14 protein-coding genes and 2 pseudogenes are annotated in these 14,871 nt (G+C 64.0%); all 16 read left to right on the top strand.

Translation table 11 applies throughout. The features are described 5' to 3' along the window. The first annotated feature begins 16 nt into the window (after window positions 1-16). Window positions 17-1,063, top strand: coding sequence for an alpha/beta hydrolase (locus MSTE_RS16030; RefSeq protein WP_096502659.1), 1,047 nt, complete (start codon window positions 17-19; stop codon window positions 1,061-1,063). 22 nt (window positions 1,064-1,085) lie between these two features. Next, window positions 1,086-1,858 (top strand): annotated as a pseudogene (locus MSTE_RS16025) (DsbA family protein). Continuing rightward, entirely contained in the window at window positions 1,855-2,424 is a 570-nt protein-coding gene (locus MSTE_RS16020) for a vitamin K epoxide reductase family protein (protein WP_096502657.1), read from the top strand. The pseudogene MSTE_RS16025 and the gene MSTE_RS16020 overlap by 4 nt, the downstream one beginning before the upstream one ends. A 61-nt stretch (window positions 2,425-2,485) precedes the next feature. Continuing rightward, complete coding sequence (locus MSTE_RS16015; protein WP_096502655.1) at window positions 2,486-5,872, top strand: pyruvate carboxylase; 3,387 nt, start codon at window positions 2,486-2,488, stop codon at window positions 5,870-5,872. Further along, the gene (gene rsmD, locus MSTE_RS16010; RefSeq protein WP_096502653.1) at window positions 5,869-6,414 is read left to right on the top strand and encodes a 16S rRNA (guanine(966)-N(2))-methyltransferase RsmD; all 546 of its coding nucleotides are present in this window, start codon (window positions 5,869-5,871) and stop codon (window positions 6,412-6,414) included. The genes MSTE_RS16015 and rsmD overlap by 4 nt, the downstream gene beginning before the upstream one ends. Window positions 6,415-6,467: 53 nt before the next feature. Further along, a complete protein-coding gene (locus MSTE_RS16005; RefSeq protein WP_096502651.1) occupies window positions 6,468-7,370 on the top strand; it encodes a dienelactone hydrolase family protein in 903 nt (300 codons plus the stop codon). Between the two features lie 40 nt (window positions 7,371-7,410). Then, window positions 7,411-7,944 (top strand): hypothetical protein, encoded by a 534-nt coding sequence (locus tag MSTE_RS16000; protein ID WP_096505990.1) that lies wholly within the window; start codon window positions 7,411-7,413, stop codon window positions 7,942-7,944. Window positions 7,945-8,172: 228 nt separating this feature from the next. Beyond that, a pseudogene (locus tag MSTE_RS15995) lies at window positions 8,173-9,256 on the top strand (oxygenase MpaB family protein). Window positions 9,257-9,317: 61 nt separating this feature from the next. After that, complete coding sequence (locus tag MSTE_RS15990; RefSeq protein WP_096505988.1) at window positions 9,318-10,217, top strand: DUF4253 domain-containing protein; 900 nt, start codon at window positions 9,318-9,320, stop codon at window positions 10,215-10,217. Between the two features lie 58 nt (window positions 10,218-10,275). Next, a complete protein-coding gene (locus MSTE_RS15985; RefSeq protein WP_096505986.1) occupies window positions 10,276-10,746 on the top strand; it encodes a lipoprotein LpqH in 471 nt (156 codons plus the stop codon). 74 nt (window positions 10,747-10,820) lie between these two features. Then, entirely contained in the window at window positions 10,821-11,381 is a 561-nt protein-coding gene (locus tag MSTE_RS15980; RefSeq protein WP_030094068.1) for an HdeD family acid-resistance protein, read from the top strand. Next, window positions 11,378-11,863 (top strand): pantetheine-phosphate adenylyltransferase, encoded by a 486-nt coding sequence (gene coaD, locus MSTE_RS15975; RefSeq protein WP_096502649.1) that lies wholly within the window; start codon window positions 11,378-11,380, stop codon window positions 11,861-11,863. Before MSTE_RS15980 ends, coaD begins: the two co-directional genes overlap by 4 nt. Before the next feature lie 106 nt (window positions 11,864-11,969). Then, complete coding sequence (sepIVA, locus tag MSTE_RS15970; protein ID WP_096505984.1) at window positions 11,970-12,707, top strand: cell division protein SepIVA; 738 nt, start codon at window positions 11,970-11,972, stop codon at window positions 12,705-12,707. 10 nt (window positions 12,708-12,717) lie between these two features. Then, entirely contained in the window at window positions 12,718-13,254 is a 537-nt protein-coding gene (locus MSTE_RS15965; protein ID WP_096502646.1) for a YceD family protein, read from the top strand. Further along, the gene (gene rnc / locus MSTE_RS15960; RefSeq protein WP_096502644.1) at window positions 13,251-13,961 is read left to right on the top strand and encodes a ribonuclease III; all 711 of its coding nucleotides are present in this window, start codon (window positions 13,251-13,253) and stop codon (window positions 13,959-13,961) included. The genes MSTE_RS15965 and rnc overlap by 4 nt, the downstream gene beginning before the upstream one ends. After that, the gene (mutM, locus tag MSTE_RS15955) at window positions 13,954-14,805 is read left to right on the top strand and encodes a bifunctional DNA-formamidopyrimidine glycosylase/DNA-(apurinic or apyrimidinic site) lyase (RefSeq protein WP_096502642.1); all 852 of its coding nucleotides are present in this window, start codon (window positions 13,954-13,956) and stop codon (window positions 14,803-14,805) included. Before rnc ends, mutM begins: the two co-directional genes overlap by 8 nt. Window positions 14,806-14,871 lie beyond the last annotated feature (66 nt).

Genomic DNA, 14,871 nt, shown 5'->3' with positions numbered 1-14,871 from the left:
TCGCTACGGTTACGTCGTGAGCCTGTTACGTGACCTCGCCCTGCGTGTCAGCACCGCCGCGACACCGCATATCCCGATCCCTGTTCGAAGGGCGGCGGCAGGCCGCCAGGTGATCATCGACGGCAACATTCTCGACCCGTCGACCCAGCTGCTGCTGCGCGGTATGGCGCTGCTGGGCGAGGGGGAGATCACCAAGGGTGAGGACGTCGCGGACAGTCGCGCCAACATTCGTAAGCAGTCGGCGTTGCTGTCCTTCAGCACTCCCGTCGGGCAGGTGCGCGACTTCTCCATTCCGGGCCCTGCCGGGCCTATCCCGGTGCGGCATTACCGGCCGGTTGTCGAGGACACGGGTGCGGTGCTGGTGTTCTTCCACGGCGGCGGCTGGGTGATCGGCGACCTGGAGACACACGACCAGGCGTGCCGCCAGACCTGTCGCGATGCCGGTGTCTCGGTGCTCTCGGTGGACTATCGGCTGGCGCCCGAACATCCAGCACCCGCGGCGGCCCAGGACTGCCTGGCGGCCTATCTGTGGGCTGTCGAGCATGCCGGTGAACTGGGCGCCACCTCGGACAGGGTCGCGGTGGGCGGTGACAGCGCCGGCGGCAACCTGGCCGCCGTCGTTTCGCAACAGGCGCGCGACACCGGGGCGCAACTGCCGCTGCTGCAATTCCTGATCTATCCAGCTGTCGACTTCACCGTGCGCAGGCCATCACGCGATCTCTTCGCCGAGGGCTTCTTCCTCACCAAGGCGGCCATGGACATGTTCGAAGGTCACTATCTCGGCGGGTCCGATGTCGAGAAGACCGACCCCCAAGTGTCACCGATTCTGGCCGCGGACCTGTCGGGGCTGCCCCCGGCGCTCATCACGACGGCGGGCTTCGATCCACTGCGCGATGAGGGCAACGAGTACGCGGCGAAGCTTCGGGCCGCCGGAGTGCCGGTGGACCTGCGGGTACAGGGTTCGCTGATACATGGTTTCTACAACATGGCCCGGCTGCGCGGTGCGCCTGCGGCCGCGGTGGACGAGCTGACGTCGGCCTTGCGCGCACACCTGTCTCGCTAATTCTGCCCGGTAGGCTGTTCGCGTGGCCAAACCGAAGCAACCTCCTAGCTACGACCTCAAGAAGGCGGAGCAGCGCCGAAGCCAGCTGATTCAAATCGCACTCACGGCCATCGTCGTGCTGTTCGCCGCGGGGCTGGTCGGTTTCATCGTCGTCAAGAACAAGAAGGACCCGGGTCCGCCCGCTCCGCCCGCGGGTGAGGTGAAGGCAGTCGAGGTGGTCACCCCGGCCCCGCCAAGCTCGTCACCAAGGAGGGAACCACCGAGCCCAAGGTGGTCCTGACCCTGATCGAGGATCCGATCTGCCCCGCCTGTGCCATGTTCGAGCAGGAGTTCGGGCCTACAGTCAAGAAGCTCATCGACACCGGCGCGGTGCGCGCGGACTATGACATGGTCGGGATCCTGGACGTGCCCCGGCTCAAGCGCGACTACTCGTCGCGGGCGTCGGCGGCGGCCTACTGTGTGGCCGACCAGTCCTCGGAGCTGTTCCTCAAGTACCACTCAGCGCTGTACGACCCGAACAATCAGCCCGACGAGGTCAACTCCAAGACCTGGCACGACGACAAATGGCTGACCGAGCTCGCCAAGAGCGTGGGTGCGTCGGACTCGGTCTCCAAGTGCATCAAGGACAAGAAGTACATCAACATGGTCAAGGAGCTGGGCCCGAAGCTCAACATCCAGGCCACACCCACCATTCGGATCAACGGCAAGGACTGGGAAATCGGGAAGGGCACCACCCCCGCTGACCTGATCAAGGCCGTCACGGACATCACCGGACCCGTTCCGGGCCTGCCGTGACCCTTCGTCCCGCGACCGCCTGGTACGTCCTCGTCGCCGGGGTGGCCGGACTGGCCGCCGCGCTGGCGCTGACCGTCGAGAAGATCGAGATCCTCATCGATCCGACGTACGTACCGTCCTGCAGCCTGAATCCGATCATTTCCTGTGGCTCGGTGATGACGACCGAACAGGCTTCGGCCTTCGGCTTCCCCAACTCGCTCATCGGCATCGTGGCGTTCACGGTGGTGCTGGTGACGGGAGTCCTGTCGGTCGCCAAGGTGGAGCTGCCGCGCTGGTACTGGGGCGGTCTGGCCATCGGCACGTTACTCGGGGCGATCTTCGTCCACTGGTTGATATTCCAGAGCCTGTACCGGATCGGCGCATTGTGCCCGTACTGCATGGTGGTCTGGGCGGTCACGATTCCCCTGCTGGTGGTGACGGCATCGATTGCCTTGCGGCCATTGGGATCTCATCGCTGGCTCAGGGTGCTCTATCAATGGCGTTGGTCGCTGGTGGCGTTCTGGTACGCCGCGGTGATCCTCGCGATTGTCGAGCGATTCTGGGATTACTGGATCACACTCGTCTGAGCCGAATTGTGAAATTCAGCGGACGCGCGTTCGCTTAATCCTCACGGTACGGTCTGTGACTATGTTCTCGAAGGTTCTTGTCGCCAACCGCGGTGAGATCGCGATCCGGGCATTTCGTGCCGCCTACGAACTAGGTGCCGAAACCGTCGCTGTCTACCCGTATGAAGATCGCAACTCGGGTCATCGGCTGAAGGCCGATGAGGCGTACCAGATTGGCGAGAAGGGGCATCCGGTCCGCGCCTACCTCTCGGTCTCCGAGGTGGTCAAGGCGGCCAAGAATGCGGGCGCCGACGCCATCTACCCCGGTTACGGATTCCTATCCGAGAATCCCGATCTGGCCGCGGCGTGCGCCAAGGCGGGCATCACCTTCGTGGGACCGCCCGCGGACGTGCTGGAGCTGACGGGTAACAAGGCCCGGGCGATCGCGGCCGCGAGTGAGGCGGGTCTGCCGGTGCTGTCTTCCTCGGAGCCCTCGGCCTCGGTCGAGGAGCTGCTGACTGCCTCCGAATCGATGGAATTCCCGGTGTTCGTCAAGGCGGTCGCCGGCGGCGGCGGCCGAGGCATGCGCCGGGTCGCCGAACGAGAGCAGCTGCGCGAGGCGATCGAGGCGGCCAGCCGGGAGGCGGAGTCGGCCTTCGGGGACCCGACGGTGTTCCTGGAGCAGGCCGTCATCAACCCCCGACACATCGAGGTGCAGATCCTCGCGGACGCCGCGGGCAATGTCATCCACCTCTACGAGCGCGACTGTAGTGTGCAGCGGCGTCACCAGAAGGTCATCGAGCTGGCCCCCGCGCCCAACCTGCCCGCAGAGCTGCGCGAGAAGATCTGTTCGGACGCTGTCGCTTTCGCGCGACACATCGGGTACAGCTGCGCCGGCACCGTCGAGTTCCTGCTCGATGAGCGTGGTCGCCATGTCTTCATCGAGATGAATCCCCGGATTCAGGTGGAGCACACGGTGACCGAGGAGATCACCGATGTGGACCTGGTGGCGAGCCAGCTGCGCATCGCATCCGGCGAGACTCTCGACGATCTTGGCCTGCACCAGGAGACATTGGCGGCGCCACGAGGATTCGCCTTGCAATGCCGCATCACCACCGAAGATCCGGCCAACGGCTTCCGTCCCGACACCGGTCGCATCACGGCCTACCGCAGCCCGGGCGGTGCGGGTATCCGTCTCGACGGTGGCACAACCCTGGGCGCCGAGGTGGGCGCGCACTTCGATTCGATGCTGGTGAAGCTGACCTGCCGTGGGCGGGACTTCCAGACCGCGGTGGCACGTGCCCGCCGCGCCGTCGCCGAGTTTCGCATCCGCGGTGTCGCCACGAATATCCCTTTCCTGCAGGCAGTTCTCGACGATCCGGATTTCCGGGCGGGACACGTCACCACCTCATTCATCGAGGAGCGTCCGCAGCTGCTGACGGCACGGTCCTCGGCCGACCGCGGCACGAAGATCCTGAACTACCTGGCGGACATCACCGTCAACAAGCCCCATGGGGCCAAGCCCTCGAAGGTGTACCCGCATGACAAATTGCCGGCGATCGATCTGTCGGCGCCGCCACCCGACGGGTCGCGCCAGCGGCTGTTGGCCCTGGGGCCCGAGGGGTTCGCGAAGGCGCTGCGGGAGCAGAAGGCGGTTGGTCTGACCGACACCACCTTCCGTGACGCGCATCAGTCGCTGTTGGCAACCCGGGTGCGCACCACCGGTCTGCTGGCGGTCGCGCCGTACGTGGCGCGGCTTACCCCCGAGTTACTGTCGATCGAGGCCTGGGGTGGCGCCACTTACGATGTGGCGCTTCGCTTCCTGAAGGAGGATCCGTGGGAGCGGCTTGCCGAGCTGCGTGAGGCAGTGCCCAACATCTGCCTACAGATGTTGTTGCGCGGCCGGAACACCGTGGGGTATACGCCGTATCCGGAGACGGTGACCAAGGCCTTCATTCGTGAGGCGACCGCGACCGGCGTCGACATCTACCGAATCTTCGATGCGCTCAACAACATCGAGGCCATGCGCCCGGCGATCGATGCCGTGCGCGAGGTCGGCGGCTCGGTTGCCGAGGTGGCGATGTGTTACACCGGCGACCTGTCCAACCCCGGTGAAAACCTCTACACGCTGGACTACTACCTCAAGCTCGCCGAGCAGATCGTGGATGCCGGTGCGCATGTGCTCGCGATCAAGGACATGGCGGGCCTGTTACGTCCGCCCGCAGCCGCCACCCTGGTGACGGCGCTGCGGTCCCGGTTCGACCTGCCGGTGCATGTGCACACGCATGACACCGCGGGTGGGCAGCTGGCCACTTATCTGGCCGCCTGGCAGGCGGGCGCAGACGCGGTGGACGGTGCTGCGGCACCCATGGCCGGAACCACCAGCCAGCCGTCGTTGTCGGCGATCGTGGCAGCGGCCGCGCATAGCGAGTACGACACCGGTGTGTCCCTGACCGCGGTGTGTGATCTGGAACCGTATTGGGAGGCGTTGCGAAAGGTATACGCCCCCTTCGAATCAGGGCTCCCGTCACCGACGGGCCGGGTGTACACGCACGAGATTCCCGGTGGACAGCTCTCGAATCTGCGCCAGCAGGCCATCGCCCTGGGGCTGGGCGACCAGTTCGAGGAGATCGAGGCACGATACGCAGCCGCCGACCGGATGCTCGGACGTCTGGTCAAGGTGACCCCGTCCTCGAAGGTCGTGGGCGACTTGGCGCTGGCGTTGGTGGGTACCGGTGTGAGCGCTGATGAATTCGCTTCGGATCCTGGGCGTTTCGATATCCCAGAGTCGGTTATCGGGTTCCTGCGCGGCGAACTCGGCGATCCGCCGGGTGGCTGGCCGGAGCCGTTCCGGACTCGCGCGCTCGAAGGCCGCGGTGCGGCTCGTGCGGAGGTTGAGCTCACGGCCGATGACGAGGCTGCGCTCGATGGTGACAGCGCGACCCGGCGGGCGGCGTTGAATCGCCTGCTGTTCCCCGGCCCGACCAAGGAGTTCCTGGCCCACCGCGAGCAGTACGGCGACACGTCGCGGCTTTCGGCGAATCAGTTCTTCTATGGCCTGCGGTACGGAGAGGAGCACCGCGTCAAGCTGGAGAAGGGCGTCGAGCTGCTCATAGGAATAGAGGCGATTTCGGATGCCGACGAGCGCGGTATGCGGACCGTCATGTGCATCCTCAACGGTCAGCTACGCCCAGTGCAGGTGCGCGATCGGAGTATCGACAGCGCGGTCGCCAGTGCTGAGAAGGCCGATCGGTCCAACGCCGATCATGTGCCCGCACCGTTCGCGGGTGTGGTGACGCTCAATGTGGTGTCGGGCCAGGAGGTTGCGGCGGGCGAGACCATCGGCACCATCGAGGCCATGAAGATGGAGGCCTCCATCACCGCACCCAAGGCGGGAACCGTCGCGCGGGTGGCGTTGACCGAGACCTCTCAGGTCGAGGGTGGGGACCTGCTGGTGGTGATCAGCTGACCCGGATCATCGCCGGTGCCGCGGGTGGACGCCGGATCGCGGTGCCGCCGAAGGGAACCCGACCAACGACGGATCGGGTACGGGAGGCGTTGTTCAGCATGTTGGAGGCGCGCCTGGACTTCGACGGAATCGCGGTCCTTGATCTGTTCGCGGGCTCCGGTGCGTTGGGTCTGGAGGCGCTGTCGCGTGGTGCCGAACATGTGACGTTTGTGGAGTCGAACGCTGCCGCGTCGAAGGTGATCTCGGCCAATATCGCGGCGGTGAACCTGCCGGGTACCGAGCTGCGGCAGGCTGCGGTATCGACGTTCCTGTCGACATCGCCCGACCGCGCCTACGATCTGGTTCTTGCCGATCCGCCGTATTCGGTGTCCGTCGAGGAGGTTTCGGCTCTGTTGTCGCGCCTAACGGATCACTGGGTGAGCGATGATGCCCTCGTGGTGCTCGAGCGCGATGCCTCAGGGCCCGAAGCGGTGTGGCCGGACGGCTGGGAGGTGTCCTCGCGCAAGTACGGGGGAACACGGCTCGAGTTGGGATCTCTGTAACCGTCCAGGTAATCCACAGCGCACGTTTACCTATCGAGCGCACACTTCTGGCCATGACCCCGCTGCAGCGATACATCGCCGAAGAGATCGCCACGGACCACGTCGAGGGGCTGCTGACGCGACGGGAGGCCATCCGTCGGCTGGCGCTCCTGGGTGTCGGTGCCACTGCTGCCAGTGCGCTGATCGCGGCCTGCGGTAGCGAGAACAAAGCGGACAACACTTCCGCCGCCACTACGACACCGGTCGCCACGTCGCCGCCGCCCGGTGCGGACAAGGTTGTCGCGACCGAGCCGATCACCTGGACTGGACCCAACGGCACGCTGCAGGGGGCGTGGGCGCCCGCGGGGCAGCCGCGTGGCTCGGTACTGGTGATCCACGAGAACAAGGGCCTCAACGACTGGGTTGGTTCGATCGCGGGACGTCTTGCGGGCGTGGGCTATTCGTCCCTGGCGATCGACTTGCTGTCGGAGGAGGGCGGTACGTCGACGTTCAAGGACCCGGCGGAGGCAACGGGGGCGCTGGGCAAGGTTCCCTCGGAGCGCTTCGTCGCGGACCTGAAGTCCGGCGTGGACGAGATTCTGCGCCGGGTTCCCGACAAACCCGCCGGCGTGGTGGGATTCTGTTTCGGCGGCGGCCTGGTGTGGCAGCTGCTGGCGGCGGGGGAGCCGAGACTGGCCGCGGCCGCCCCGTTCTATGGGCCGCTTCCGGACAACCCGGACTTTTCGCGGTCCAAGGCGGCGGTCCTCGCCTTTTACGGTGAGCTCGACAAGCGGGTCACCTCGTCGAAGGACCAGGCCGCGGCGGCGTTGCAGCGGGCAGGGCTGGTTCACGAAATCGTCGTCGAACCCGGTGCGGACCATGCCTTCTTCAACGACAGCGGTCCCCGCTACAACCCCGGCTCGGCGGCAGATGCCTGGCAGCGTCTTACCACCTGGTTCGGTCAGCACATCGGCTGACGGGCGCCTAGTCTTGCTCACCATGTGGTGGAGAGCGGTAGTGGTGGCGGTGGCATCCGGCGCGGTATCGGTGGCCACTGCCGGTTTCGCACTGGCCGACGACGGAGACTCGCCGGGACCGCCTGCGCCAGAGCCTTCCGCGTCCTCGCCAGTCGCGAACCTGCTGCCCGGCGGCGCAAAGGCTCCCGTCGGCCCGTCAGTGGCTAACGATGCTTTATCCGCCGGCCTGCCGGCCCCGATTGCGGGCCTGGGAGCGCCGGGCGGTCCGTTGTCGGCGGAAGGTCCGCTGTTATCTCCCAGCGGTCCGCTGTCGGCCAACGGCCCGCTGACGGCTTCGGGCGGTCCGCTGGCGACCGATGGTCCGGTGCTGTCACCGACCAGCCCGGTGTCACCGCTGAACGAGATTTGTGGGTCCGGCAGCCTGCTGAAGTCGGTGACCGACAGATTCAACGGAGTGATTCCGGAGAGCACATTGGCGTCCATGCAGAACCAGCACCCCGTCGGCACCGGTAAGTGCCCGGCGACTCCGCCCGCGGACGATCAGGCCCCGGGCGTTGATCAACCCGGGAATTAGCCGTTCAGGTATTGCCAATCAAGCTGCTTAACAATTACCCGTACGTTCCTTGATTCGGTCTGCTCCGAAACCATCCGTACCTCCCTTGATTTTGAGTGGCGCCGGGAGCATCATCACTTCTTAATGTGAGGTGAGTCACAGTAGCGATGGGGTTGGTCAAGTAGCGGGTGTCGGCAACGCGAGGAGTTCGACGTGGTGGTCCGGGGTATCAAGGCATTCAAGAAGATCATGCAAACGACATTCGATCCGGAGCTGGTAATCCCAGAAGACGTCAGGGTGACAGAATTTACCGGGGACAACAGTCTGCGACGGAAAGACCTTTGTCAGCATCCGATTCCCGCCGATTCCCTGATATGGAAATATTGGGGGCGTCTTGACGTGATGTATTTCGGTAGCGGGGTATTGGGTCCTATTGCGGGCGCATGGCCACAGATGGCGAGGGGGACCGCAGGTTCCGTTCTTTTCACTGGTGACAGTTCTTTCCGTGTGCGCGCCGCGATATATAAGAAACGGCGTCAGCAATCCCGCGAGTACATTTACGGCTCGGTGTACGACGCTCCGGAAGACGCGAAGAAATACGGGCTAAAGACCCGTAACATGCACAAGTCCGTCAAAGGCGCGCTGCAGGGTGGCACGTTTCATGCTTTGAATGCAGAAACCTTCTATTTCGCGCATGTCACCTTCTTTTATCACCACATGCTACTGGTAATCGAGCGGCTGCATTTCGGCGGAAAAATGCCACGCGCGATAAAGGAGCAGATATTTGAGGAATCCAAGGAGTGGTACAGCATATGGGGGGTCGACGATAGTTCTCAGCCCGATACGTACGAAGATTTCGAACGGTATTTGGGAAACATCGAGCGCAACTATTTGGTGAATTCGCAGGTGACTCAGGCCATGCTGGAACAATTCATGGAGCGCCGCGTGGCGCCGCGGTGGTGGCCTCCGGTCATGAAGAAATTTGTGTGGCCCTGGCTGGTGGGCCGGCGGCAAGTCGTTCTCGGTAGTTATCCGCCCCATGTGCGGGAGCTGTTCAACGTGGAATGGACCCCCGAGGACGAGGAGATGCTGCGCCGCTTTACGGCTATGTTTCGGCGGTTCTACGCGGTTCTACGCGGTTCTCGAGCGCGTCCTTCCGCTGAAGTTCTTCTATTTGCCGATTGCGGTTCGAGGCTTCGAGAGGGAAGAGATCGATCCACGCAACACCACCCTGGAGTCCGCACGGCAAGCACTCCGGGCGAATCGTGCCCGCCGCACTGCGCGAGAGAACGCACCGGCAGATGAGTCGAATGGGATGGTGGCCTCCAGCTGAAGCCCGGCCACTCAGCTAATCTGCGAGGGTGGGGCCAAAAGGGTGGACATCGCTGAGCGCAATCGTCGCGGTGCTTGTGCTCGGGCTGTCGTATCTGTTCGGTCAGGCCTACTGGAGTACGCGCGCGATTGTGGGAAATCCCGAACCCGCGCATGATCTGCCCGCCTACGCCGAACTTCTGGTGCCGGTGCACGCCGAACGCGCGGGTCAGCTGCCTCGTCCCGAGAATGCTGCCACGTGGAGTGTGGGCGGTGTCAAGCTGCCCGAAGGGCATGTGATCATCAGCCCGGCGGGCCGTTCGCTGGCGTGGGTGAGCAATGCCGCGGTGGTTGACGTCCAATCGCTCTGGTTGCGGTTGGCGGGCCGCTTCGATCGAACGGGACTGTGGCCCTTGGCCTCCCGTGGGCTGAGTGGGGATCTGCGTCGGCCGTGGTCAGATCCCGAAGACCTTCGACACCTTGTCGAGCCCGCCGATGTTGACGCCGTTGACGCGAAATCTTTTCTTGTGAAAGAGGTTTCGTCGGCCAATGCTGCGGCCATCGACGTACCGGTCACGCCTATCACGCTTGAGCAGCGCACTCAGCCGCCCCAGCGTGCGCTCCCGTTGACCGCCGATCACCTGGAGCAGGGTTCGCTGCTGATTCTGGTGCCGACGACACGTCCGGCCGATGCGCTCAATGCCCTGGGATGGGCTCACGGTGCGAACTACGACCTTTCCGAGGAGGCGCTGTCGGCGGTTCTTCGGTCCTGGGAAGACCGATTCGGTGCGGTGCTCACGACCGTCGACTTCGATGCCATCGACATAGAAGTGACGCGTCCGCCGGGCGCCGATCTCTCGGTGTCGGTCGGCTATGAGCACTACGGGTTCTGCCCCGACAACATCGATCAAGGCGCGGGCACCTTGAGCTCCTATGCCCGGCAGATCAGTGGTGCGCGATCCTGGAAGTTTTGGTGGGACTAGAGCAGTGGCCGAACTAGTCTGGACCGGATCATCGGCCGGGGTGGAAGCGAGGGCGCACATGCGTTATGGCGGCGTAGTGATGGTGGCCGGCGCCCTGTCGGCCGTCGTGTGTCTTGTCGGCTGCTCGTCGGGCGGAGGCCTGCGACACGACTCGCCGATGAACAATCCGGTGTCGAGCACGGCAAGTGGTGCTCAGGCGGCCGGTCCACGTGTTGTTGTCGACGGTGTCGTGAGATCGGTTGAGAATCGGGTCGAGTGCGTTACCGCAGCCGATATGACCTTCGTGAATGTCGGTAGCGAGAGTGATGCGATTGCCGCCACGCTGGCAGCGGGCGATAACCCAACGTTGAAGAGTCTGACCCTGGGAATCATCGATGGACACCCGGTGATGTACAACTCGGGGCATGGTGCGACCGAGCCGACGGTGACCAAGTCCGGGCAGTTCTACAAGATTTCCGGCAACGCGACGGCTGGATTGAGCACACCCGCGACCTTCGAACTTGAGTTCACCTGCCCAGCCAGGAGATAACAGAATCATGGTGAGTCTGTAACGCACCGCACGAATCGCCCCGCCACCGTTGCCGAGGAAATACCCTTAGTTCCATGACTACAAGTGTCGGGCAGGACCTCGTCAAGCATCTCTGGAAGACAGCGGTGGTATCAGGAGTTTTGGCGGTAATCGTTGGTGCCGTGGTGCTGATATGGCCTCAAATCACCGTGCTGGTCGCCGCGTACGCTTTCGGCGCATACCTACTGATATCCGGTATTGCTCAGGTTGTTTTCGCCTTCACGCTGCCGGTGTCGTCGGCCGGCATGAGGGTTCTGTTGTTCCTCACCGGCGTGATTTCGTTCGTCCTCGGTGTGTTGTGCTTCAAGGACGAGCTGAATTCGATTCTGCTGCTGGCCATCTGGATTGGTGTCGGCTGGATCGCCCAGGGCATTGCGGGCACCATCACCGCCGTCGGCGACAAGGAACTTCCGGGGCGCGGTTGGCAGATCTTCAGCGGAATCATCTCGACAATCGCGGGCATCGTGCTCATCGTCTACCCGATCAGCTCGATCTTGACCCTCACGCTGGTCGTCGGTATCTGGCTCATCGTGATCGGTGTACTGCAAATCGGTAGCGGTATCGGCATTCGCTCGGCCACTAAATCGTCCGCATGACGGGAGCTGTTTGCCCCGGCTCGTTCGATCCGGTAACCCTCGGGCATCTGGATGTTTTCGAACGAGCCGCGGCGCAGTTCGACGAGGTCATCGTCGCGGTGTTGATCAACCCCAACAAAGCGGGCATGTTCACCATCGACGAGCGCATCGAGATGATCCGCGAGGCCACCACCGATCTACCCAATCTGCGCGTCGAATCGGGACAGGGTCTGCTGGTGGACTTCGTGAGAGCGCGTGGTCTGGGTGCGATCGTCAAGGGCCTCCGCACTGGCACCGACTTCGAATACGAACTCCAGATGGCTCAGATGAACAAACACATCGCCGGTGTAGACACCTTTTTCGTGGCTACCACCCCGGCGTATTCGTTCGTGTCGTCCTCGCTTGCCAAGGAGGTGGCGACGTACGGGGGAGATGTCTCGGCGTTGCTGCCTCCTTCCGTTCATCAACGACTTCTCGGGAAACTGCGTGGCCAGGCACAATAGAAAACAGGCCGCGCAGAAATAGCCGACACACCGGTCAGCTAGCACGGTCACAGCAGTCACACCAGGCACACTGGTAACAGTGGAAACTCGCGTGAAGGGTGTAGCCGTGTACCGAGTATTTGAAGCGCTCGACGAGCTGGGCGCCATTGTTGAAGAAGCGCGCGGCGTTCCGATGACCGCCGGATGCGTCGTGCCCCGCGGCGACGTCCTGGAGCTGATCGACGACATCAAGGACGCCATCCCCGGCGAACTCGATGACGCCCAGGATGTTCTGGATGCCCGCGATTCGTTGCTGCGTGAGGCCAAGGAGCATCACGAGACGGTGATCGGCCAGTCGAACGCCGATGCTGAGCAGACACTCAGCCATGCCCGCAACGAAGCCGACCGACTACTGGCCGATGCCAAGTCGCAGGCCGACCGCATGGTTGCCGAGGCGCGCAACCACGCTGAGCAGACCGTTGGTGAGGCGCGTGAAGAGGCGGCGCGCACGTTGGCCAACGCCAAGCGTGAGCAGGAGAGCACCGTCGCGCGGGCCAAGGCGGAGGCGGATCGCCTGGTCGACTCGGGTAACGCGTCCTACGACAAGGCCGTGCAGGAAGGCATCAAGGAGCAGCAGCGCCTGGTAGCCCAGACGGAGGTCGTGCAGGCGGCCAACGCCGAGTCCACCCGCCTGATCGATGCGGCCCACGCCGAAGCCGACCGGCTGCGTGGTGAATGCGACATCTACGTCGACAACAAACTGGCCGAGTTCGAGGACTACCTCAACGGCACGCTGCGTTCGGTGGGCCGTGGCCGTCACCAGCTGCGCACCGGCGCTGGTACCCACGACTACGTGCAGCGTTAAGATTGGGTTCATGCCGGGACCTTTTGTTCTTGATGTCCTGGCCCTCGGGCTCGGACGGCGTCCCGGGTCGATGCAGGAGATTGAGCGCACCATCGCTAGCCCGGTGCGCATCGGCAACGACCTGATCGCGATCCCCGAGGGCGCGGACGTGGATATGGATCTTCGGGTCGAAGCGGTTTCGGAAGGCGTTCTCGTCACCGGAACCATCGCCGGAGACCTCGCGGGAGAATGCTCACGCTGCCTGGAGCCGATCACGGGCCATGCGGATGCGTACCTCACCGAACTCTTCGCGTACCCGGACAGCGAGACCGAGGCGACCACCGAGGAAGACGAGATACATCGGGTGGTTGACGGCCTGGTCGACCTTGAACAGACCATCGTCGATGCCATCGTGCCCGACCTGGAACTGGCACCGGTGTGCCGGCCCGATTGCCCGGGCCTCTGCCCCGAGTGCGGCATCGTTATGGCCACGGCCGAACCCGGCCACCACCATGACAAGATCGATCCGCGTTGGGCCAAGCTTGCCAACTTCGGTGACGACCAGTGAGCCCTGCCCCAGAGAATCGGTACGACGATCTGCGCGAGGCGATTGGGGTAAGGGTCGGCGACGATCTCCTCACTCTGGCGCTCACACACCGCAGTTATGCCTACGAGAACGGTGGCCTGCCTACCAACGAGAGGCTCGAATTCCTCGGGGATGCCGTGCTTGGCCTGACGATTACCGAGACGCTGTATCACAGTCACCCCGACCGCTCGGAGGGCGATTTGGCGAAACTGCGTGCCAGCATCGTCAACACCCAGGCCCTCGCCGGAGTGGCACGCGGACTGACCGGCGACGGTTTGGGCGCACACCTGTTTCTCGGCAAGGGCGAGGAGAACACCGGTGGTCGCAACAAGTCCAGCATTCTTGCCGACGGCATGGAGTCGATTCTCGGTGCGGTCTATGTGGAGCACGGGCTCGAGGTCGCGCGCGCGGTCGTGCTGCGATTGTTTGGTCAGCTCCTGGAGACCGCGCCCAAACTCGGTGCCGGCCTGGACTGGAAGACCAGTCTGCAGGAACTGACCGCGGAAAAGGGTTGGGGCGCACCGTCGTATGCAGTCACCTCGACCGGACCCGATCATGACAAGGAATTCACCGCCACCGTGATGGTCAACGACGCCGCGCATGGCGTGGGCGTTGGCCGATCCAAGAAGGAAGCCGAACAACGGGCGGCCTCGGAGGCGTGGAACGGCATCAACGGGTCAGGTGCCTGAGCTTCCCGAGGTGGAGGTGGTCCGCCGCGGGCTGCACCATCACCTCGTCGGAAAGACCATCGCATCGGCGTCTGTGCACCATGACCGGGCCGTGCGCAGGCAGCCCGGTGGTGCCGTCGAGCTGGCGGGACTGCTTACCGGACAACAGATCAGCGGCACCGGTCGTCGGGGCAAGTATCTGTGGTTGACGCTGGGCGAGGGACAGGCACTGGTGGTCCATCTCGGGATGAGCGGCCAAATGCTCATCGGACCCATTTCCCGGCCGCAGCATTTGCGTATTGCCGCGACACTCGATGACGGGTCGGTGTTGAGCTTCGTCGATCAGCGCACCTTTGGCGGCTGGATGGTGACCGATGTCGTCACCGTCGATGGAAGCGAGCTCCCGGAGCCGGTCGCCCATATCGCGCGGGATCCGCTCGATGAACGATTCGATGCGTCGGCTGTGGTTACCCGGCTGCGCGGTAAGCACACCGAGATCAAACGCGCGCTGCTCGACCAGACCGTGGTGTCCGGCGTCGGCAACATCTACGCCGACGAAGCCCTCTGGCAGGCGCGCGTGCATGGCCGGCGCCTCACCGATGGCATGACGCGCGCCAAGCTCACCGAGGTACTCGATAGTGCGGCCGGTGTCATGCGTCTGGCGCTGGCACAGGGCGGTACCTCATTCGACGATCTATATGTGAATGTGAACGGCGAATCCGGCTACTTCGAGCGCTCTTTGGAGGCGTACGGACGTGAGGGTGAACCATGCCGCCGCTGCGGGCGCGCCATGCGCCGGGAGGCTTTCATGAACCGGTCGTCGTACTTCTGCCCGGGCTGTCAACGGCTGGTTGAACCCCGTTAATAGCGCGTCAAGAGGCCCGATGCGCCCGTCAGGGACGCGTAAAGAACGCAGGTAGTGCCCTTGGCC

It is taken from the genome of [Mycobacterium] stephanolepidis, from assembly GCF_002356335.1.
GTDB classification, from domain to species: domain Bacteria; phylum Actinomycetota; class Actinomycetes; order Mycobacteriales; family Mycobacteriaceae; genus Mycobacterium; species Mycobacterium stephanolepidis.
The sequence above is the reverse complement of the archived record's forward strand: the minus strand, read 5'-3'. Positions and strand labels throughout refer to the sequence as shown.